The 21,228-nt window shown below is 67.7% G+C and carries 19 protein-coding genes and 1 pseudogene; 13 read left to right on the forward strand and 7 right to left on the reverse strand.

What is annotated here, in order from left to right; translation table 11 throughout:
* Positions 1 to 32: 32 nt before the first annotated feature.
* Both QJ043_RS00355 and QJ043_RS00360 read left to right on the forward strand, forming a co-directional pair.
* On the forward strand, positions 33 to 983 hold the full coding sequence (locus QJ043_RS00355; protein ID WP_283712183.1) for an RluA family pseudouridine synthase: 951 nt from the start codon (positions 33 to 35) through the stop codon (positions 981 to 983).
* A gap of 281 nt (positions 984 to 1,264) precedes the next feature.
* Positions 1,265 to 2,920 (forward strand): 4Fe-4S dicluster domain-containing protein, encoded by a 1,656-nt coding sequence (locus QJ043_RS00360; RefSeq protein ID WP_283712184.1) that lies wholly within the window; start codon positions 1,265 to 1,267, stop codon positions 2,918 to 2,920.
* A gap of 216 nt (positions 2,921 to 3,136) precedes the next feature.
* On the opposite strand, the gene QJ043_RS00365 is transcribed toward QJ043_RS00360, so the two are convergent.
* Positions 3,137 to 3,271, reverse strand: a complete 135-nt coding sequence (locus QJ043_RS00365; protein ID WP_283722690.1) for a hypothetical protein — start codon at positions 3,269 to 3,271, stop codon at positions 3,137 to 3,139.
* Positions 3,272 to 3,297: 26 nt separating this feature from the next.
* Positions 3,298 to 3,666 (reverse strand): hypothetical protein, encoded by a 369-nt coding sequence (locus QJ043_RS00370; protein WP_283712186.1) that lies wholly within the window; start codon positions 3,664 to 3,666, stop codon positions 3,298 to 3,300.
* A 212-nt stretch (positions 3,667 to 3,878) separates the two neighbouring features.
* Here QJ043_RS00370 and QJ043_RS00375 point away from each other — a divergent pair, with 212 nt between their 5' ends.
* From QJ043_RS00375 to QJ043_RS00395, 5 genes are all read left to right on the forward strand, one after another.
* The gene (locus tag QJ043_RS00375) at positions 3,879 to 4,568 is read left to right on the forward strand and encodes a response regulator transcription factor (protein ID WP_283712187.1); all 690 of its coding nucleotides are present in this window, start codon (positions 3,879 to 3,881) and stop codon (positions 4,566 to 4,568) included.
* A 57-nt stretch (positions 4,569 to 4,625) separates the two neighbouring features.
* Positions 4,626 to 5,765, forward strand: coding sequence for a sensor histidine kinase (locus QJ043_RS00380; RefSeq protein WP_283712188.1), 1,140 nt, complete (start codon positions 4,626 to 4,628; stop codon positions 5,763 to 5,765).
* Between the two features lie 154 nt (positions 5,766 to 5,919).
* The gene (locus QJ043_RS00385) at positions 5,920 to 7,383 is read left to right on the forward strand and encodes a S10 family serine carboxypeptidase-like protein (RefSeq protein ID WP_283712189.1); all 1,464 of its coding nucleotides are present in this window, start codon (positions 5,920 to 5,922) and stop codon (positions 7,381 to 7,383) included.
* 81 nt (positions 7,384 to 7,464) lie between these two features.
* Complete coding sequence (locus QJ043_RS00390; RefSeq protein WP_283712190.1) at positions 7,465 to 8,088, forward strand: glycerol-3-phosphate acyltransferase; 624 nt, start codon at positions 7,465 to 7,467, stop codon at positions 8,086 to 8,088.
* Positions 8,089 to 8,138: 50 nt separating this feature from the next.
* A complete protein-coding gene (locus QJ043_RS00395; protein WP_283712191.1) occupies positions 8,139 to 8,609 on the forward strand; it encodes a GNAT family N-acetyltransferase in 471 nt (156 codons plus the stop codon).
* A 40-nt stretch (positions 8,610 to 8,649) separates the two neighbouring features.
* Here QJ043_RS00395 and QJ043_RS00400 read toward each other — a convergent pair whose 3' ends face one another.
* The 3 genes from QJ043_RS00400 to aspS form a co-directional block, all read right to left on the reverse strand.
* A complete protein-coding gene (locus QJ043_RS00400) occupies positions 8,650 to 9,873 on the reverse strand; it encodes a hypothetical protein (RefSeq protein WP_283712192.1) in 1,224 nt (407 codons plus the stop codon).
* 71 nt (positions 9,874 to 9,944) lie between these two features.
* Positions 9,945 to 10,595, reverse strand: coding sequence for a DUF1287 domain-containing protein (locus QJ043_RS00405; RefSeq protein WP_283712193.1), 651 nt, complete (start codon positions 10,593 to 10,595; stop codon positions 9,945 to 9,947).
* Positions 10,596 to 10,747: 152 nt separating this feature from the next.
* Complete coding sequence (gene aspS / locus QJ043_RS00410; RefSeq protein ID WP_283712194.1) at positions 10,748 to 12,523, reverse strand: aspartate--tRNA ligase; 1,776 nt, start codon at positions 12,521 to 12,523, stop codon at positions 10,748 to 10,750.
* Positions 12,524 to 12,700: 177 nt separating this feature from the next.
* Between aspS and QJ043_RS00415 the strand changes: the two genes are divergently transcribed.
* A complete protein-coding gene (locus tag QJ043_RS00415) occupies positions 12,701 to 13,348 on the forward strand; it encodes an HAD family hydrolase (RefSeq protein WP_283712195.1) in 648 nt (215 codons plus the stop codon).
* Between the two features lie 389 nt (positions 13,349 to 13,737).
* Entirely contained in the window at positions 13,738 to 14,082 is a 345-nt protein-coding gene (locus QJ043_RS00420; protein WP_283712196.1) for a CDP-alcohol phosphatidyltransferase, read from the forward strand.
* Between the two features lie 128 nt (positions 14,083 to 14,210).
* Here QJ043_RS00420 and QJ043_RS00425 read toward each other — a convergent pair whose 3' ends face one another.
* Positions 14,211 to 14,963 (reverse strand): GntR family transcriptional regulator, encoded by a 753-nt coding sequence (locus QJ043_RS00425; RefSeq protein ID WP_283712197.1) that lies wholly within the window; start codon positions 14,961 to 14,963, stop codon positions 14,211 to 14,213.
* Positions 14,964 to 15,102: 139 nt separating this feature from the next.
* Between QJ043_RS00425 and QJ043_RS00430 the strand changes: the two genes are divergently transcribed.
* The 3 genes from QJ043_RS00430 (at position 15,103) to QJ043_RS00440 (ending at position 18,042) form a co-directional block, all read left to right on the forward strand.
* Positions 15,103 to 16,308 (forward strand): MFS transporter, encoded by a 1,206-nt coding sequence (locus tag QJ043_RS00430; protein ID WP_283712198.1) that lies wholly within the window; start codon positions 15,103 to 15,105, stop codon positions 16,306 to 16,308.
* Between the two features lie 139 nt (positions 16,309 to 16,447).
* Positions 16,448 to 17,737: a hypothetical protein gene (locus QJ043_RS00435; protein WP_283712199.1), complete on the forward strand. Its 1,290-nt coding sequence runs from the start codon at positions 16,448 to 16,450 to the stop codon at positions 17,735 to 17,737.
* A gap of 110 nt (positions 17,738 to 17,847) precedes the next feature.
* Positions 17,848 to 18,042, forward strand: a complete 195-nt coding sequence (locus QJ043_RS00440) for a hypothetical protein (RefSeq protein ID WP_283712200.1) — start codon at positions 17,848 to 17,850, stop codon at positions 18,040 to 18,042.
* 46 nt (positions 18,043 to 18,088) lie between these two features.
* On the opposite strand, the pseudogene QJ043_RS00445 reads toward QJ043_RS00440, so the two are convergent.
* Positions 18,089 to 19,387: pseudogene (locus QJ043_RS00445) on the reverse strand (O-acetylhomoserine aminocarboxypropyltransferase/cysteine synthase family protein).
* Positions 19,388 to 20,167: 780 nt separating this feature from the next.
* Here QJ043_RS00445 and fba point away from each other — a divergent pair.
* The gene (gene fba / locus QJ043_RS00450) at positions 20,168 to 21,040 is read left to right on the forward strand and encodes a class II fructose-1,6-bisphosphate aldolase (protein WP_283712201.1); all 873 of its coding nucleotides are present in this window, start codon (positions 20,168 to 20,170) and stop codon (positions 21,038 to 21,040) included.
* Positions 21,041 to 21,228 lie beyond the last annotated feature (188 nt).

Consider the following 21,228-nt stretch of genomic DNA (forward strand, 5'->3'; position numbering starts at 1 on the left):
CTACACTCTCGGCACACGGCGAGGAGGCGCAGATGGCGAGAAAACCGTACCGAGTGCTCGAGGCGGACGACGTGCACGTGGAGGTCGCAGTGCGGCCGCCGCAGACGGCCGGGCGCCTGTTGGCCGAGATGGGGCTCTCGCGGCCGGGGCGCGCTGCAGTGTTCGCCGGCCGACGGCTGAGCCGCGAAGGGCGCCCGCTGGCCCATGGCGACCGTCTGGCGAGCGGGGACGTGGTGACGCTTGAGCTGGAGGCCGCGGACGCCCCGTTCCCGGACTGCGAGGCCGCGACCGTGCTGTGGGAGGACCCGCTCGGGCTCGCGCTCGTGGCCGAGAAGCCGCAAGGGCTGCTCGTGCACGGCGACGGCTCGGGCGCCGAGACGCTCACGGACCGCGTGCAGGCGCACCTGGCCGACGAGGGCCGCGTGCGCGTGGCGCAGGCGGTTCAGCGGCTCGACGTGGGGACGAGCGGGTGCGTGCTGTTCTCGCTGGCGCCGGAGTTCCAGCCGTTGTGGGACGAGGCGGTGGCCGGCGCCGATGTCGAGAAGCGCTACCTGGCCGTGCTGGCCGGGACGCTGCCCGGTGACGTGACCGTGACGGAGCCCATCGGCCGCGACCGGCACGATGCCCACCGCATGCGGGTGTCCGCGACGGGCAAGCCGGCGGAGACCCGCTTCGCGGTGGTCGAGACGCGCACGGTGCCGGGGATCGGCCCGGTGACACTTGTCGAGGCCCAGATTCTCAGCGGGCGCCGGCATCAGATCCGCGTGCACGCGGCGCATCTGGGCACGCCGGTAGTGGGGGACGAGTGGTACGACGGGTCGATGTGGGACGACGGGCTCCTGCTCCATGCCTGGCGCGAGACGTTCGCGCACCCGCTGACGGGCGAGCGCGTCACGGTGGAGTCGCCGGTTCCGCCGCGCATCGCCGCTCTGTTCCCGGACGCTTGCGTCAAAGCCAATTGTCCACGCTCCAGTCCGCGATAGCGTGGGCAAACGGCTCTCTTCCAAGCGTCCAACCGTGGACAAACGGCTCTGACCGAAGCGTCCAACCGTGGACAAACGGCTCTGACCGAAGCGTCCAACCGTGGACAAATGGCTCTCTCCGAAGCGTCCACGGCGGGTTGGTGCCGGCTTGTCAGCGGCCGCTCGCCATCGTGCATGTCTAATTGCGCCGGCGTCTGCGGGACCGGTCCCTTCTTCGGCGCTGTCGCGGTGTCCGCTAGACTCTCCATGAACCAACGCGACCACGTCCTCAAGGAGCCCTCATGCCCAACACCATGCGCGGCGTGTACACCAACCTCACCGAGATCCGCCGCAAGGTCTTCCGCGAGGTGGCCCGCGTGGCCTACACGCACCAGGAGGACCTCGACACCAGCTGGGTTGAGGAGCTGCCGTACCAAATCATCCCGGGCGAGTCCGCCACGTACCGCGAGTCGATCTTCCTCGAGCGCGCCATCGTCGCCGCGCGCATCCGCCTCGCCATGGGCCTCAACCTGCTGCCGGTGGACCAGCCCAGCAGCGTGTCCGAGGGCATCCGGGAGGCCGAGCACCCCGAGCGCTACTACGAGCCGCCCCTGATCAACGTGATCAAGTTCGCCTGCCACGCGTGCCCCGAGGACTCCTACATCGTTACCGACCAGTGCCAGGGCTGCCTTGCGCACCCGTGCCGCGAGATCTGCCCCAAGGGCGCCATCACGTTCGTCAACCATCGGGCCCACATCGACCAGGACAAGTGCATCAAGTGCGGTCGCTGCAAGGACGTGTGCCCCTATACCGCGATCCTCCATCGCGCCCGTCCCTGCGCGGCGGCCTGTGGCATGCACTGCATCGGCTCGGACGAGTACGGCCACGCGGACATCGACTACAGCCGCTGCGTCTCCTGCGGCCAGTGCCTCGTGAACTGCCCCTTCGGCGCCATCGCCGACAAGAGCCAGATCTTCCAGGTGATCAAGGCCATCCAGAGCGGCGCCGAGGTCATCGCTGCCGTGGCTCCGGCGTTCGTCGGCCAGTACGGCGGCCGCGGCGACGTGGGCAAGCTGCGCGAGGCGTTCACGATGCTCGGCTTCGCGGGCGTCGAGGAGGTCGCCATCGGCGCGGACCTGTGCACGGTGCAGGAGTCCGAGGACTTCCTGGAGGAGGTGCCCGACAAGCTCCCGTTCATGGCCACGTCCTGCTGCCCCGCCTGGGCCATGATGGCCAAGAAGGACTTCCCGGACCACGCGAAGTGCATCAGCATGGCCCTCACGCCGATGACGCTCACGGCCCGCTACCTGCGGCAGCTGCACCCGGAGGCGAAGATCGTCTTCGTGGGGCCCTGCTCGGCCAAGAAGCTCGAGGCCATGCGCGAGTCCGTGCGCTCGGAGGTGGACTTCGTGCTCACCTTCGAGGAGGTCTACGCGATGATGGAGGCGCTCGAGATCGACTACACCAAGTTGCCGAAGCCCGCGGACAACGACTTCTCGCGCGCGAGCGCCGACGGGCGCGGGTTCGCCGTGGCGGGCGGCGTCGCGAACGCCGTGGTCAACGCCATCCACAAGACGCACCCGGACCGTGAGGTGAACGTCGCGAGCGCCGAGGGGCTCGACAACTGCCGCGCGCTGCTCCGCGACGCGACCAAGGGAAAGTACCCCGGCTACCTGCTCGAGGGCATGGCGTGCCCCGGCGGTTGCGTTGCCGGCCCGGGCACGCTCAAGGGCATCAAGCAGAGCCAGGCGCAGGTCAAGGCCTACATGAAGCGCTCGCCGCTCAAGAACGCCACGGAGGACGGCCTCTGTGCGATCATCCCCGAGCTGATGGCCATGGGCGACGACGAGCCGGGCCAGTCCGCGCAGGAGAGGATGCCGGCGCCGAAGCGCGCAGCGGCGCCGGAGGTGCTGACCGAGACGGACTCGATCGACGTCGTGGACGAGCCGGCCGAGTGACGGCGCACGGCGATGGAACTCCAAGACCCGCTCCGGGCCACGCAGTGTTGCGGCCCGGAGCGGGTTCTGTCATGCACGGCCGAGAAAGGGCCGCTTATGCCGTAGTCGGCGGAGGCCTCGACGAGGGTTTGTCGTGTGCGCGTGTAGACCGTGATGGATTGCGGTCTTGAGAGGCTGCAGCCCATCACTCGAGAGTGCCGAGTGGCGTGCCGGCCACTAGCCAAAGTGGATGGGGAAGAAACCGACGAGATTATCCTCTGCGTCGTAAACGGGGAGCTGCTTAGTGGTGGGGTTGTCGATGACTTCGAGAACCTCGTCATAGATGAAGAACGCTAGCAACGCTGCGGCCACGACGCGGTGCATTATCGTAAAGTGTTTCATGATTCGCTCCAATTCCAGCTGTGACGGTTCTGGATGACACCCACTTGGGTGTGGCCGTCGGATAGGAAAACCGGAATCTCCTCAAGGTCGCAGAACATGGCGTACTTGTAGAAGTAGCCGTCCTGACCGTCGATGTTTTGGCACCAGACCAGGTCGGGAATTGCTGCGTTGGCTTCCTCTGCGGACATTTGAACCCCCGCCAGCTCCTCGTTATTCAGGTGTCCGTAGGTCAGCCCCATTGCGTTGCGTGGATACTGGGCGAGGGGGTCGTCGAGCCTCTGTGGAATGACGGCCCACGTGACGGCGACGGCGAGTGACGCGCTCGCGAACGCGGTTCCCAAAACCGCAAGTAAGGTCTTCTTCATAAGCACCTCCCTTCTTCACGACTGATGGTAAACTGAAGTCCAAGAATTAAACCGTTCAAGTTACGCACAATGCAGCCGCTGCTGGGAGCCCCATATTCCGTGCGAGTATTGGACGGTTTGCACGGGAGTCCATGGTTGGCCTTGGCATACTCTGAAAGCACGTGTCGGTCGAGCCGCATCGACCAAGGGCATTCTTGGCAGGGACGTAAACGATGGCGTTGGCCTATTTCGCTGATGACGAGCTGTACACGCGCACCCTTTTGCAGCGGGTCCTCGTGCGCGCCGGTTACGATGTGCGAGGCTTTGCTTCGGGCGAGGCGCTGTTGTCTGCCATGACGGAATCGTCCTGTCAAATCGTGCTACTGGACGTCCTCATGCCGGGGCTGGACGGGTTGGCAACCCTTGAGCGCATTCGAGCGATATCGGACGTGCCGGTCATCCTGCTCACAGCTTGCAACGGCGACGACGCCTATTGTGAGGCGCTGGCGCAGGGCGCCGACGACTACGTGACCAAGCCCTTCAAACCGGCGCTGTTGCTGGCCAAGATGAGCGCTTTGCTGCGCCGGCCAGCCATGGACTCGCGGGGGTGCGGCGTTGACGCGCTCATTCTGGCCAATCTGTCCTATGACCCCAAGGTGCGTGAGCTGCGAGTCGACGGTCGCGTGGTGCCCCTTTCACCCCTAGAGCAGAATCTGATGGGCTTTTACGTGTCCCGCCCTTGGCAGGCCGTCTCCAAAGAGGAGCTGATGGCCAGCATTTGGGGCGCCCCGGGTATCCAGGACATGCGCGCTGTCGAAGAGGCCAACCGACGCCTGCGCCGGAAACTGGCTGCCGCTGGTTCTCGGGCTCTCAATGAGACGGTCTGGGGCTATGGGTACCGCTTCCGGGCTCAAGAGGGGTGAGCCGTGTTGCGCAGCAAGCGTCCTTTTGGGCAGAGGTCAGTGTGTGCCGCGCTCTTGATGGCAGGCACCACCTTTGTGCTGCTTCTTGTGGCTCAAGCTCTGTCGGCCGTACAGGCCAGAGGTCTCATTAGTCGAGCCGACGAGGCTATCTCGGAGCACCTCCAGCTTGATGGCTCGCAGGCCGGTGTGGACGACCGTGTTGGGGAGCTCCTGGTACGTGCGGACCCCGTGGAGGCCCTGTGGGTCGCTCCCGCCTCTCTCTCGGTTGCAGAGCGGGCGCTGCTCGGTTTTTGCGAGCGAGAGGGAGCGCCTCCCGTGGATTCGGGAGCTACGGTGATTTCAGAGGGCGGCGTCTCTCTTCTCGTGAGAGCTGTGAACGAGGGGGCTCTGTGCCGGGACGTGCCCGGCGATGCGACGGTCCTGGTCTTCGTGGACGTGACGCTCCCCCTCACAGCGAACGAGGCAGCCCGCCACCAACTGCTCACCGCCCTCTGCGTGGTCGGTCCCATGGCAGGGCTGGCCATCTGGCTGGGGGTACGGTCGGCATCGATAGCGCGTCAACGTTCTCGGGAGTTCTTCGCCAACGCGGCGCACGAGCTGAGGACGCCCCTCGTGGCGATTCAAGGCTATGCGGCCGGACTGCAGACCGGCACGTTTTCTCAGGGCGAGGCGGTGGCTGTGATCTCTGAGGAGTCGGAGCGAATGGGTGCGTTGGTGGACAACATCTTGTCTCTTTCGAAGGTGGAGGCGCATGAGGTCGTCGTCAGGGTCGCGCCCTGTGATGCGTGCGGAGAGGCTGCCGACGCGCTTGATACGCTGCGACCGGAGGCGCAGCGGCGGAGCGTGGACCTCCGTCTGACCGCTCGCAGCCGGCTCGTTTTTGAGACCGACTGCGAATTGATGAGGTCGATGCTTCTGAACATCGTCAGCAACGCCGTAAGGCACGCCGTGGGAAGAATCGAGATGACGGTCGGCGAGGAAGACGGCGGGGTTCTGTTCTGCGTTTGGAACGACGGGGAGCCCCCGTCCGATGAAGCCTTAGCACGAGCCTTCGACCGCTTCTACTCGAGTCGGGACGGTCACACCGGCATTGGCATGGCGCTGGTCAAAGAGTATGCGGAACTGCTCGGAGGCACGGTGGATTTCCGACGCGAGCGGGGGCTGACGGCCTGTCGCCTATGGTTGCCGAAGCGCTGATGGTCGCACCGAGCGTTTCTCAGCTATCCCTTGAATAGAAACCCGTGGATGTCCCGTCAAATCTCGACGGCGTCTCGGCGGCCCGTCCCTTCTCGGGTACCGACCCCTCAGCACATGCCAACCAACGGCGGACACCCGCCAGAGAGGGGTCACTATGGCAGACGCAACGACCACCGCGCCCGAGCCCGAGACCTGGGATCAGGTCCCCGAGAAGGCCACCCGTGCCTACACGTGGCACGGCCCCGACGGCCAGACCATCGATTTCGAGGGCACCGCCGAGATGGTCGACATCTATGACGACAAGGGCGAGCTGATGTGCCACCAGTTCTGCCTGTCCTACGTCTCGGACGACCAGGACAAGAGCGACCGCCCGGTCACGTTCCTCTGGAACGGCGGCCCCGGCGGCTCCAGCTCCATGGTCTGCATCGGCGGCCAGGGCCCCTTCCGCGTCCCGACCGAGGGCACCAAGCACCTCAAGAACACGTGCCCGGTGGAGGACAACCCCTACACGCTGCTGCAGGTGTCCGACCTCGTCTTCATCGACGCCCCCGGCACCGGCTACAGCCACGTGGCCAAGGGCTATGACCCCAAGAAGGTCTGGGGCGTCGACGGCGACGGCGACGCCATGAGCCGCACCGTCATCGCATGGCTCAACGAGCGCGACGCTTGGGACCGCCCGCACTACCTCTACGGCGAGTCCTATGGCACCACGCGCGCGGCCGTCGTCTATCGCCTGCTCGGCGAGCGCGGCGTGGGCGTCGACGGCGTGGTGGAGCAGTCCACGATCCTTGACTACGCCGTGATGCTGCCGGGCAACGACGACTACTACGCCGGCATGTTCCCGGTCATGGCCGCCACCGCCCAGACCTTTGGCATGGCCGGCCAGGGCGTGGACCCCGAGGCGTGGTTCGGTCAGGCCATGGACTTCGTCAACGACACCTACATCTCGGCCATCACCAAGGGCGCCAACCTGCCCGAGGAGGAGATGCGCGCCGTGGCCGAGCAGATGAGCCACTTCATCGGCATGCCGGTGGACTGGATCCTTGCCCGCAAGCTCCGCATCGACCTCTACGAGTGGCGCGCGCACAACCAGCAGGCCAAGGGCCTCACGAGCGGCCGCTACGACACCCGCTTCACCGAGCAGGCCTACCAGCCGATCCAGGGCGAGCTGGGCTTCTTCCAGGCGGAGGACCCGTCCTACGACGCGATCCAGGTGGTGTACAACGAGGTCTACCAGAAGCTCCTGCGCGAGATGGGCTTCAAGGGCTACCCCAACTACTACGGCCTCAACATCCAGGTGAACGAGGACTGGAACTGGAACCACGACATGCCCGGCATCGGCACCGCGCCCATGCCCAACGTGGCCTTCGACATCGCCACGGCCCTGCGCCGCAACCCGACGAGCAACATCATCTTCCTCGGCGGCCGCCACGACGGCGCCACGCCCTACTGGAACGTCATCCATGACATGGCCAAGATGTACCTGCCCGACGCCCTTGCCCAGCGCGTGCACTGGCACGAGTCGAGCAACGGCCACATGCTGTACGCCGACACCGCGGCCCTCGAGGACACCACCCCGGTGCTCAAGGCCTTCTACGACCTGCGCCACCAGGCCTAGCTGAGGCGTGACATAAACTGAGAAATGAGCCAGTGCCCGGCGGGTTCTGGCTCATTTCTCATTTGATAGAAGGGGACAGCCATGGTTCTGCGGTGGGCGCTGGTGGTCGTCGTCTCGTACCTCTTGGGGTCGATCCTGATGGGCGACATCGTGGCCCGATTCGTGGTGCATGCGGACGTGCGCCAGACGGGCACGGGCAATCCGGGAACGGCCAACATGACCTCGCAGTTCGGCATCGGCCCGGGCATCCTGACGCTCGCCGGGGACGTGCTCAAGACCTGTGCCGCCGTCTGGCTCGCCTGGCTGTGGCTGCCGGGCGTTGCCTTTCCCACCGTCGCCATGGTGGCGGGCACGGTGGCCACCGTCGGCCATATCTTCCCGGTCTGGGCCGGTTTCAAAGGCGGCAAGGGCGTCGCCTGCATGATCGCGACCATCGTGCTCGCGCGGCCGCTCGTGGCCCTCGTGGCACTCGTCGTGGGGCTCGTGTTTCTGTTGGCGACGCGCTACCTCTGCATTGCCGGCGTCGCGATTCCGCTCGCGTTCCTCTGCGGCGTGCTCGTCACGGGATGCGAGACGGCGGTGTGGGTCTTCGCGCTCGTCCAGCTGGGTCTCGCCGTGTACGCGCACGGGCCGTTCCTGGCGCACATCAAGGACGGCACGGTCCCTCGGACAGACCTCATCGGCAAGTTCACCAAGCGCCTGTAGGCCCAGTGGGGGATACTGGAGCCTCCGTCCCCGCCGAGAAGGAGCCCCTCATGGAAGTCCGCCCCGCCGTCGAATCGGACGTGCCCGCGCTGCTCGAGCTGCTCGACCAGGTCAACGCGCTCCATCACGAGGGCAGGCCGGACCTGTTCGCTCGGGGCGTCAAGTACCGCGCCTCCCAGCTCGCCGACCTGTTGGCGGACGGGTCGCGGCTGACCCTTGTGGCCGTGGACGACGAGGGCACGGTGCTCGGGCACGTGATGGCCGAGAAGCGCGAGGTGCCGGAGGGGGAGGGCTGTCTGGTGCCGCTCAGGACCCTGTACGTGGACGACCTCTGCGTGAGCGACGCGGCCCGTGGGCACGGTGCCGGCACGGCGCTGATGCGGGCCTGCGAGGACTGGGCGCGCGAGAACGGCTGCCACAACGTGACGCTCCACGCGTGGACACTCAACCCGGGCGCGATCGAGTTCTACGAGCGCCTGGGCTACCGCACGCGCTGCCTGGACATGGAAGTGGTTCTCTAGCCGATGTGCATTTGGGGACAGTCCCTAAATGCACACGACCTCAGGTGCTTCTCAGCCAGCCCTTCGTCGGCAGGTGCTTGCCGATGTGTCCCACGACCAGCTTGCGGCGCTCGGCGTCGAACAGGAAGTACACCCGGAGGGCCCCGTCCGCGTAGCGGCTCGGGTTGCCGATCTTCACGTGGTTGGTCATCAGCACGTCCTCGCCGTTGTACCGGAACGTGCGGGCTCGTCGGCACTCCTCGATGGCCAGCGTCTCCGGGCTCTCATTGGCCGCGTACTCGAAGCCGCTGCGCTCCTTGAAGTCGCGGCTGATCTGCACGTCCTCCTCGAGGAACTTGAGGGGCCACAGGTGGTCGTGCATCGCGAGCAGCCCCGCCCAGTAGCGGTCGAGGTCCGGGCCGTGGTACTTGTCGGCCGAGAGCAGCGCGCTCGGCAGGAACTCCACGCGGTCCTGGAGCATGGCGAACAGGTCCACTTCCTCGCGCAGCGACGTCGGGATCGTGCGGATCGCGTCCAGGGGCCCCTCCACAGGGCCGAGGTCAACGTCGCGCGGCTGGGACCGCACCGCGTCCAGCTCCGCTTGTAGGCGCCGAGCCCGGTTCTCGGCGTCGGACAACTGACGCGCCCAGGCGGCCTCCGTTAGCTCGCGGGCTCGACGCTCGCGCTCCAACGCGTCGTGTGGCGCCGACAGCTCCGCCACCCGCTGCTCGAGGACCCGGTTCGCCTCCTGCAGGTGGCGAACCTGCGCTCCCAGGTCGCGCTGCGCCGCTTCCGCCGCGCGGGCGGTGCCGAGCAGCGCGTTCCGTTCCTTGGTTCGGGCCCGTCTCACGGCGTCCTGGAGCTCCTCGAGGGACTCCTGCTGGTAGCGGCCGATCTCCTCGGCCACCCTGATGGCCACCTGCTGTTCGACGAGCCGGTCCGCCTGTGCCAGCCGCTCCTCGGCGTCCCTGCGGAGCAACCGCTCGCGCTCGATCGTCGCCTGGAGCTCGGCCACGGACGTGCGAAGGCGCCCCTCGCGGCTGTCGCGGTACCAGTCCTCGACGGCGCCCAGCAGCGGGTCCGGCTCGTCCGGTTCCTCGGGCGCCTCGTCGAGCGGCTTCACCGTGTCGGGGACCTCGACCTTCAGCAGCTCCCGAGCGGCGCGCGGCACCAGCGGCACGGCGCGCGGCAGCGACCAGCCGAGCGGCAGCGGCGCGACGAGCTCGACAGGCTCGTGGTCGACCGGCGGCTCCCGGTGGAGCGGCCGCCACTCGGGCTCGTGCATCGCGTCTCCTCTCGGGTCTCGGAACGGGGCCTTTCAGTGTAGGGGAAGAAAAACAGGGGAGCCGGACCCGGTCAACCGGCCACGCGGTAGTGCCCCACGATCGCGCCCCAGTTCCTCAGGATGTCCTCCTCATAGGACAGCTGGAACGGGTGCGCGTGATGGATCACGAGCGGCACGCCGTCCTGGTCGCGGACGTCGCTCACAACGCCCACATGGTCCTCCCACACCACGATGTCGCCGCCGTGCCACTGCGCGATGTCCGCAGGGTCCAAGGTCAGCGCTGCGGCATGCCGTTGCAGCCAGACGTGCTGGTTCGCGACCCGTCGGAAGTCGATCGCGGGGTCCGGCCGTGGGTTCCCGTACGCCTCGGGTGCGGCGGCCATGTCTTGCTCGATGAGGGCCTGGAGGTCGTACCCGGCGGCGAGCAGCGCTCGAGCGGTGACGTCCGTGCACACGCCTTGGCCGGCCGGGGGCCAGCCGCCCTCCACGTACGACCCGTCGTATGCGGGCCGGGCGGCCACTGCGGCGCGGGCGCCTGAGAGGATCTGCGCCTGGTCGTCGATGCCGTCACCGTTCTCGTCGTGCGCGCCTGCGAGCGCCTCGATGCCCCAGTCGGCGTCGGTCGTGCGCGCGAGCGGGATGCGGCGCCCGGAGACGGCCAACATGCCGACAAGCGCGGCGGCGCACACGCCTGCCACTGCCCAGCGACGGACACGCCCCATGGCGCACGCCTCCTCGGATGAGACACTCTCGTCTCTTTAGAGTGTCTCATTGTCCCGTGGGACACTTTCGTCTCTTTGGAGTGTCTCACGGCGCAGCAAAAGAGCCGCCCCCGAGGGGGCGGCTCCAGGTTCGTCAGGGTCTGACGGCACCGCTAGTTGATCGAGAGCGACACGTCCTTCAGTTGCGCGGCGCTGACCTCGCTCGGGGCGCCGAGCATCAGGTCCGAGCCGCTCGCCGTCTTCGGGAACGCCATGACGTCGCGGATGGACGGCGCGCCCACCAGGAGCATGCACACACGGTCGAGGCCGAGCGCGAACCCGCCCATCGGGGGCGCGCCAAAAGAGAGCGCCTCGAGCAGGAACCCGAACTGCTCGGCTGCCTTCTCCTCGCTGAAGCCCATGCGCTTGAGCACGCGCATCTGCAGGTCGGCGTTGTGGATACGCAGGCCGCCGCCGCCGGCCTCGAAGCCGTCCATCACGAAGTCGTAGGTGGCCGACCCGACCGCCAAGGGGTTAGTCTCGATGAGGCCCAGGTCGCCCGTCGGCAGCGTGAACGGGTGGTGCTCGGCGGCGTAGCGCTTGTGCTCCTGGTCGTACTTGAACATCGGGAAGTCGACGACCCACAGGAAGTCGTGCCCCTCGCGCGGGACGTCGAGGGCGTCGGCCATGTGGGTGCGCATGCCGCCGAGGATCTCGTCGGCCTCGAGGCGCGGGGCGGCGGCGAACATAACGAGGTCGCCCGGTTCGACGCCCGCGCGCTCCTTGAGGGCGTCCATCTCGGCGTCCGAGAAGAACTTCACGATGGGGCTGTTCACGGAGCCGTCCTCGCGGAACGCAATCCAGGCGAGGCCCTTGGCGCCGAGCTTCTTGGCCACGTCCTCGAGCTTGTCGATCTGGGCGCGCGGCCAGGCGCCGGCCCCCTTGGCGTTGATGCACTTGACGCAGCTGCCCTCGGTGCTGGCGGCGCTCGCGAACACCTTGAAGTTGCTCGCGCGGAAGATGTCGCTCACATCCATGAGCGTCATGCCGTAGCGGGTGTCGGGCTTGTCGGAGCCATAGGTGTCCATCGCGTCCCAGTAGTTGAGGCGGCGGAGCGGCGCCGGGAAGTCAACGCCCACGGCGGCGAAGGCCTTGCCCAGCACGTGCTCCATCATGCCGATGACGTCGTCCTCGGTCACGAAGGACATCTCGACGTCCACCTGGGTGAACTCCGGCTGGCGGTCGGCGCGCAGGTCCTCGTCGCGGAAGCACTTGGCCACCTGGTAGTAGCGCTCGACGCCGGCCACCATCAAAAGCTGCTTCAGGAGCTGCGGGGACTGCGGCAGCGCGTAGAAGTTGCCCGGCTGGGTGCGCGACGGGACGATGAAGTCGCGGGCGCCCTCGGGGGTGGACTTGCCCAGGGACGGGGTCTCCACCTCGAGGAAGCGCTCGGCGTGCATGGCCTCGCGCATCGCGAAGGTGAAGTCGTTGCGGACCTTGAGGTTGCGCTGGAGCTCCGGGCGACGGAGGTCCAGGTAGCGATAGCGCAGGCGGGTGTCCTCGGCCGTCTCGATGCCGTCCTCGATGGGGAAGGGCGGCGTCTTGGAGCTGTTGAGCACCACGATGTTCGAGACGATGACCTCGATCTCGCCGGTCTCGAGGTTGGGGTTCGCGGTGTCCTCGGGGCGGTGGCGGACGACGCCCGTGACCATGATCGGCCACTCGGGGCGGATCTGCTCGGCGGTGTGGAACGCCTCGCCGCCGGAGTGGTCCGGGTCGAAGGCGAGCTGCGTGACGCCGGTGCGGTCGCGGAGGTCCACAAAGATCAGGCCGCCGTGGTCGCGGCGACGCCAGACCCAACCGGTGAGGACCACCTCCTCGCCGATGTCGGACGCGCGGAGCTGGCCGCAGGTGTGCGTGTGCAGGGAGTAGGTGCGGGTGTCGCTCATGGGAACTGCTGGTTCCTTTCGTCTTTTCCGCCCTCTGCGGGATCGGGCGGGGTTGCCAAGACGGCGCGGGATGCGGAGACAGCGCGTCCCGGCGCGCGACCTTCCATAATAGCCACGCCAAGTTGGGGAGAATGAGCCGGGAGAGGGTCTCTTTCAAACGGAAAGGAAGCCGAAACCATGGCGCGAGCGGCTGTGTTCGATATGGACGGCACGATCCTGGACACCTTGGACGACCTGCAGTTGAGCTTGAACCGCACGCTGCAGGAGTTCGGGCGGGAGCCCTACTCGCTCGCCGAGGTGCGGGCCATGGTGGGCAACGGCGTGCCCCGCCTGATCGAGCTGGCGGTGGGGGAGACGTGCCCGGACGAGGAGCGCGCCCGCGTGCTGGCACGCTTCAAAGAGGTCTACGGCGATCACTGCAACGACCACACGCGGCCATACCCGGGGATCGTCGCGATGGTCGCCCGCCTGCGCGAGCAGGGCGTGCGCGTGGCCGTGGTGTCGAACAAGGTGGACTTCGCGGTGCGCGAGCTGGCCGATCTGCACTTTCCCGGCGTGTTCGACGCGGTGCTCGGCCAGCGCGACGACATCCCGAGAAAACCGGACCCGACCATGGTGTTCCGCGCGCTCGAGACGCTGGGAGTGGCGCCTGAGGACGCCTGCTATGTGGGCGACTCCGAGGTGGACGTGCTGACCGCCGCGAACTCCGGGCTCGAGCCTCTGATCGTGACCTGGGGCTTCCGGAGCCGGGAGTCCCTGATCGAGAACGGCGCGACGGTGCTGGTGGACACGCCGGAGGAGTTGGAGGCGCTCATCCTGGCGTGACGCCCGGGACCTGCACCGCGGTGCAAGGCCAGCGATAAAAGGCCGATTCGGGGCAAGCGGTGCAACGGTTGACCCCGTATCGGCCCCGTTCCGCCACGTGAGCCATCCTCGTGCCGAGAAGCTCCCGATTGTGGGGCAAAGAACTGAACAGTTTGCCCCGTTTCGGCGTGATTGCGCACGGGCATCGCTCGGGTCCGTCTCGTTGCACTGCCGAACGTGCACAGCCCCGGCGCTGGCCGGACCGTCGGTGCGCTCACGGAGAAACCGGTCCTTGTGGGTCTGGGCGATCATGAGTTGGGGTAGCCTTTCAGTCACGCTGCAGCCGTCCGATCGGCCCCAGGCGGTCCGACAACGGTTGCCACTATCCACTTGCGAGGGAAGGAACCGTCATGGGCGTTCGTGCAGAAGAGGCTCTCGATCTGAACGTGGACGGGCTTGCCGACTACCTGCGGTGCAACCACTCCGTGTACATGCAGGCGGGCGACAAGCTGTACTACCTCACCGATGTGAACGACCACTACTGGCGCGCGCAGGACACCTCCGTCCTGAACCACAAGAACCATTACACCGACTGCTCCGACCTCGTTCCCACCGTCTCCGAGTTCCTGGCCCTGCCGTTCGTTGACGGCAAGACCATCGCGGACGCCGGCGAGGTCGTGTTCTATGAGAGCACGAAGCCGCGCTCCGAGGTGGAGGCCGAGGCCGCGGCCGCGGGTGTCGAGCCCGAGGACTGATCGCGCGGGCGACCAATCATGTGAGCACGGAAAAGGGCGGTGCCAAGACTCGGCGCACCGCCCTTTGTTATGAAGATCGATGTGTAAAAAGGGACTGTCCCCAAATGCACGCCAAATGCACGTGCGTGTCAGCGCCTGGGCAGCACGAAGCAGTCGGGGAAGTCGCGTGCCAGCCGCTCGAGGTACTGCGTGTAGTCGGACAGCATCCCGTGGATTGCCGTCGTTACCTCGTGGCGGTTCTCTCCGCCGGACCGGAGGAAGCTCACGATCTGCCGGTGCATGTCGGTGTTGGGACGCGAGTAGCCGTACAGGAGCCCCATGTTGTAGGTGCGCTCGTAGGCGGTGCCAGTCTTCTGGAGGCTCTCCCAGATGTAGCCCTTGCCCGCCGCGTCGTAGAACCGCTTGTTGAACCGGGCGTTGAGGTCGATGAACTCCGCCTCGCGCCCTGGCTCGGAGCACACCTCGTCCATCTGCTTGAGGATCGCCCCCAGGTCGGCGACCGCATGCGGCGACACCGTGCGGGCCAGCTGCGTGACGATGAGCGGCTCCACGGCCACACGCATGAAGAACGACTGGCGCAGCTCGCTCACGCTGATGCGCGAGACGTGCGTCGCGCTCTGGGGCGCCACGTCGACGAGCGACCGGTCCCGCAGGAGCCCCATGGCCTCGTGCACCGGCGTGCGCGACACGTGCAGCGCCTCGGCGATGGACGACTCGCGAATCCACGCCCCGGGCGGCATGTAGAGCATCATGATGTTCCGCGAGAGCACGCGGTACGCATAGGCCGACCCGGACTCCTTCTCCCGTCGCGGCACGACGCGCATGCAATCGGCGGCGCTGACGCCGCCGCGTCCTTCCAGGCGTGTGCGGGGCTCGGCCATGTGCGTCCTCTCCTAGGGGCTCCGCGTCTTTCCATCGTCCTAGAATATCAGTCTCTGGATTTGTTGTGTGGGACAGGGAATTAAGGGTTGTCAGAATGATGAGCCTCTCGACAAAAACCGCGCAGACGGTGCCCGGCTCATGAGCCGCGCCTTCGAGAGGCGCCAGCTGCCGTTGCTCGTCGTGATCGTGCTCTGCGCCCTCATCACCCAGTTCGGAGCGGTCGGGTCCGTGCTCACGGCGGACGTCGCTGCCGCTTTCCCCGGTGCCGGCGACGCGGCGGTGCAGGCCATGCTCCAATGCTCCGTGGTGGGGTCGTTCGCCGGCTCGCTGGCCGTGTCGGCGCTGGCCGGGCGCGTCGCGGCAAAGGCTCGCGTGCTCGGCGGCCTCGCCGGCGAGCTGCTCGGCGGCCTCATGCCGCTCGTGGGCACGGTCTCGCTGCCCCAGCTGTGGGTCGCCGCCTTGCTTGTGGGACTTGGGCAGTCGACGGTGGTCGCCACGCTCGGTGAGCTTTGTCTCGACGGTTTCACGGGCCGCGCCCGGGCCCGGGCCCTCGGCCTCAACTCTGCGGCCAACAACGGTGGCGCGGCCGCGGTGCTCTTTGTGGCGGGCCGGCTCGCCCTCGCTGTGGGCTGGCGCGGGGTCTTCTGGCTCTATCTCCTCGTGGTGCCGGTCCTCGTGACTGCGGCGCTCGTGCTCAAAGCGCCCGTGCCCGAGAAGGCCCCCGAGAGCGCCCCCTTGCCGAAAGGGGACGCCGTCGGCGCTCGCGGCCGCGCGCTCTGCGCGCTCGCTGCGGTTTCGCTGCTCGCGTACGCTGTCGTGCCGTTCAACTTGGCCTTGTACGTGGTCCGTGACGCGGCGATCGGCACCACCGCCGACGCCGGTGCGGCCATGGGCCTCGTGACGCTGGCCGCTGCGCTCTCCTCGCTGGCGCTGCCGTGGCTCACGCGCCGGCTCGGGCTCTTCGTGGCCGTGGTGCCGCCCGTGGCCGGGCTCGTCGGGTGTTTGGTTCTGCTCGGCGCGACCAACATGGGCGCCGTCTTTGCGGCGACCGTCTGCGAGGGCGTCTTCCTCGGTGTGACGCAGGCATCGATGGGTTACCTGATCGGCCGCGTGTGCCCCGGTGCCGCGTACGGGCGTGCCTACGGGCTCGGCAACGCGATGATCTCGCTGGGGCAGATCCTGTGCCTGCCGGTGATCGACGGGCTCGGGGCGCTCGCTGGCGTCGCGGGGTCGCTCGCACGGTTCGGTTTCTGGGTCAGCGCGGGCCTGTTCGGGTGCCTCGTGCTCGCCCAGACGCTATGGGCCTTGTGGGCTCGACGGGACGCACCGAGGACGACGGGGTAGTCCGAGCCCGCAGGTCGGGAAGCGGCGCTCCGGCCGCCCCGCTCGTGCGCGCCGTGGGCGCCGACCGTCGGCGCGGGCCTCCGGCACAGGGAGCCTACAATGGCGCCGTCGTCCACGGCCGAACGGAAGGGAGGCAGCCATGGCCCACATCGTTCTCGCACCGGATTGTGCCGGGAAGGCCCAGATGGCCGACCGGTTCCCCGACGCCGTGGTGAGCGTCGCCCCCGAGGGTTACGAGTGGGAGATGTCGCTGAACCCGGCAGGTGCCCTCACTCGGGGCGAGCGGGACCCCTTCTGGCCGTCCAATTACGTGGGCGTCCTCGTGGAGGCGTGGCGGTCCGGCACCTGGCAGTACGTGCTCGGGGACGCCCGGATGGAAGTGGCACGGGAGTTGGAGCAGTGCGGCGTGCCCTACCTGTGGGTGGACGCCCCGGGCTGCGCGATGGAGGACGGCCTGTCGCCCGCCGTGCGCTACGAGCTGGCCGTCGGTCAAGGGTTGAAGGAGCTGCTGCCGGTCGTGGCGTCGGCGGTGTCCATGAGCCTGTCCCGGCTCACCTACGAGCGGGGCGACGCCCCCGAGACGGACGCGCTCCTCGACCTCTTCGGCGCCGAGCCCGACCAGGGGCTCGTTGTCGCGCTGTCCGTGGTGATGGGGTCGCTGCCTGGCACCTGCGACGTGCAGGCCGTGGGCCTTGCGAACGTGGGCCAGTGGCGCGAGCGCGTCGACGGCATGCGGCAGGCGCGGGAGGCGCTCGAGTCGTTGCTCGGCGCCTCGGGCGACGCCGAGACGAACGGTGCGGCAGAGGGCGACGACGCCGACACCGAGCAGGACGCGCTCGACGAGGCGCTCGACGAGCTGTCCGAGCTTCCCGGCGGGGTGGACGTGAACGCGCTGATCGAGTCACTGATCCGCACCTTCGCAGTGCAGGGCGCCGCCGACCTCTCACTGTCCATGCGACGCTGGAGCGACGTCGAGGAGCCGCTGCGGACGCAGGCCACCGAGCGGTTCTTCCGCGACTACCTGGCGCTCGGTGACGAGCAGGACGCGCTCGCCCAGAGCCTTGACCAGATGGTGCAACCGGTGGGGGAGCTGGCGTCCGCGACCGTGGGGCTCGTCGTCTCCTGGAACGAGGACCCCGGCCTCGACTCGCTGCTCGCGCACTTCTCGGTGCCCAAGGACGGGGAGGCCCACGTGCTGGTGGAGACCGAGCGCTTCGGGGACGCGTGGGTCTTGAACCCCGCCACCGTGCGCGTGTTCACCGAACAGGGCGAGCAGCCGTGGGCGGCGTGGGACGTCGCGGACCGCATGGGCGCGGAGGACGCCCTGGAAGCGACGCTGCGGCGGGTGGTGCCCCGTCTGGAGCAACAGCCGCTGCATTCCAGCTACGAAGGGGCATCGCTCCAGGGCGGCAAGCCGGCGGACGAGTGAGCCAGACACGGTGATGTGAAGCGGGTGCGTGGCTCGGCTCAAGCGCCGGTGTGGGGGCACGTTTTGACAACGGCGGGTACGTCCCTTGAAACGACGAGAGGAGCTGTGCCATGGCCGCCGACCCCACGTACACCGAGAAGACGAACCGAGAGCTGGAGGATCTGCCCGAGGAGGTCGAGGCCGAGAAGAAGGCCAACGAGATGCCCGAGGGCGAGAAGCACGTGGACCGGTCCGTCATGAAGGTGTGTCTGCTGATTGCGGCGGCGGCGATTGTTGTTTTGATGTGCGCCGCCGTCTTCGCGTGAGGCAAGAAGGCGCCCTCGCACGGCGCCGTGCGAGGGCCGCGCACCTCTATGCGCGTGACGCTTCCACTGCCGCGAAGCCTCGCTCGAGGTCGGCGATGATGTCGTCGACGTGCTCCGTGCCGATGGAGAGCCGCACGGTCTGCGGCCGGATGCCGGCGGCGAGCAGCTCGTCCTCCGACAGCTGGCTGTGGGTGGTGCTCGCTGGGTGAATCACGAGGCTCTTGACGTCCGCCACGTTCGCGAGCAGCGAGAACAGCTCGAGGCTCTCGGTGAACAGCCGCGCCTCGTCGGCCGAGCCGTCGATGTCGAACGTGAAGATGCTGGCCCCGCCGTTGGGATAGAACCGCCGGTACAGCTCGCCCTCGCGACCTTCGGCCAGGGACGGATGGTCGACGCGGCCCACGAGCGGGTGCCGGCTCAGGAAGCCCACCACCGCGAGCGCGTTCTCCACCTGGCGCTCCACGCGCAGGGACAGCGTCTCGGTGCCGAGCAGCAGGAGGAACGCGTCGAACGGCGAGAGGCACGCGCCCTGGTCGCGCAGAAGCGTCGCGCGGGCCTTGAGCGCGTAGGCCGCGTTCCCGCCCGCGTCCGAGAAGACCAGCCCGTGATAGCTGGGGTTGGGCTGTGAGAGGCCGGGGAACGCGTCGGACGCGGCTCAGTCGAACGTGCCGCCGTCCACGAGCACGCCGCCCATGGCCGCCCCATGGCCGCCAAGGAACTTCGTGGCGGAGTGCACCACGACGTCCGCGCCGTGCTCGAGAGGCCGGAAGAGCGCCGGTGTGGAGAACGTCGCGTCCACAATCAGCGGCAGGCCGTGACGGTGTGCGATGGCGGACCAGGACTCGATGTCGAGCACCTCGGATCCGGGGTTGCCGAGGGTCTCGGCGTACAGCAGCTTGGTCTCGGGACGGATGGCCGCCTCCACCGCCTCGAGGTCGGTCTGGTCCACGAAGGTGGTCTCGATGCCGAGGTCGCGCAGCGTGTGCGAGAAGAGGTTCGCGGTCCCGCCGTAGAGGTTGGTGGAGGCCACGACGTGGTCGCCGGCGCCCGCGACGTTCTCGATGGCCGCCGTGATCGCGGCGGAGCCGGACGAGAAGGCCACGGCCGCGGTGCCCCCTTCCAGCGCCGCGACGCGGTTCTCGAACGCGGCCACCGTCGGGTTGGTCAGGCGCGAGTAGATGTTGCCGGCCTCGGCGAGCCCGAAACGCGCGGCGGCAGACTCGCTGGTGGGGAAGACGTAGCTGGTGGTGGCGTAGATGGGCACGGCGCGGGCGCCCGTGGACAGGTCCGGGTGCTCCTGGCCGGCGTGGACCTGAATGGTCTCGATGTGCGTGCTCTGGCTCATGGGGTGCTCCTTCTTGGTTTGACGCGTTCAAACAAACGGGGAGTCCCGGGAGCCTCAGGAGGTGCGGCTACGCGCAGGAGCGCCGCGACCGAGGGTCCCGGGAGCAGGGCATTCGCATCGACATCGCGTTCGTCGTGGCGGCCATGGCTGCTCCTCTCGGTCTCGTGCGCGGGCGGGGTGCCATAAGGGATACCCCCGCCGGTAAACACCTAGCAGTGCGGTAGGAATTATCGAAACCGAGAAGAAACGCGCGCCCTCCTCTAAAACCGACGTAGATGAATCGCCGCGCGCGGAGGAGCCATGGCCGAGTCCCACCGCCGGGTGGCAAGCGGGGCGGGCACGCAGCACTGCGGACGTGGCGCGGGGCACATGCGGGCCCGGACTGAAGGGCCTCAGGCATGTCGCAGGATTGCAGGTCTGAGTGACGCTCAGATTGCGGATCTGGATTCGTGCGAGGCAGAAACTGCGATGCGGACGTTCAGATGGCGGTTTTCCCTGCTGCCGAATCGAGAAATGCGATCTGGCTCGGATGTGCAATGTGAGGCCGACCGGGGGCGCACGGTCCTCACGGGTGCCCATCGGTTCACCTTGTCCGCCCACAGCTGGTCATCTTTGCCAGCTCTAGCTGCACAAACGACCGCCCACGCGCTTTTCCCTGTGGATTTGTCTTCCCGCCCCCGGCGTCCCCATAACAAAGGCGATAATCGCTCGTAGGTATGGAAACGGGCGCCGGCGCCGTGCCGCCGTCCGCAGGAGAGGCGAACTAACGGAGGTTCCAGCATGCTCGTCAACGCCAAGCAGATGCTCGACCTGGCCGAGGCCGGCCACTACGCGGTGGGCGCGTTCAACACCAACGACCTCGAGTGGTGCCACGCGATCATGAACGCCGCCGAGGAGACCCAGTCCCCGGTCATCATCCAGTGCTCCATGAGCGCGGCCAAGTACCAGACCGGCTACAAGACCGTCTCCAAGCTCGTGCACGCGATGTACGACGCCCTCGACCTCACGGTGCCCGTCGCCCTGCACCTGGACCACGGCACCTATGACGCCTGCCTCGAGTGCATCGACGCCGGCTTCACCTCCGTGATGTACGACGGCTCCCACGAGGAGTCCTTCGACGTCAACATGAAGAACACCGCCGAGCTCGTGAAGATCTGCCACGCCAAGGGCATCTCCATCGAGGCCGAGGTGGGCGGCATCGGCGGCGTCGAGGACGGCGTCGTGGGCAAGGGCGAGCTGGCCGACCCGGACCAGTGCGCCGCCATCGCCGACCTGGGCGTCGACATGCTCGCCTGCGGCATCGGCAACATCCACGGCCTCTATCCGGACAACTGGGAGGGCCTGGATTTCGGCGTCCTCGCCGCCATCAAGGCCAAGACCGGCGCCATGCCGCTCGTCCTCCACGGCGGCACCGGCATCCCGGCGGACCAGATCGCCAAGGCCATCCAGAACGGCATCGCGAAAATCAACGTGAACACCGAGCTCCAGGTGGCCTTCTCGGACGCCACCTGCGAGTACGTCGAGTCCGGCGCCGCCAAGAAGGGCAAGGGCTACGACCCGCGCAAGTTCCTGGCCCCGGGCGCTGCGGCCATCCAGGCGAAGACCGAGGAGAAGATCCGCGAGTTCGGGAGCGCCGGCCGCGGCTGGAACTAACGGCTCAACCGTTCGCATGGCGGACGATCGGGGGCTTGGGCCGGCTGGCCCGGGCTCCCTTTTTTGAGGATTGTGGAGAACCTCTCATTGAAGGGACAGCAGCTGCGCAGCGGGTTCTGCCGGTATGTGAAGGAGGGAGTTGCCTGAAACGCTGCTGGGGGCACGTTGCTACCATTCTCAGGGGCTTC

The organism is Kribbibacterium absianum (assembly GCF_030067705.1).
GTDB lineage: Bacteria > Actinomycetota > Coriobacteriia > Coriobacteriales > Atopobiaceae > Kribbibacterium > Kribbibacterium absianum.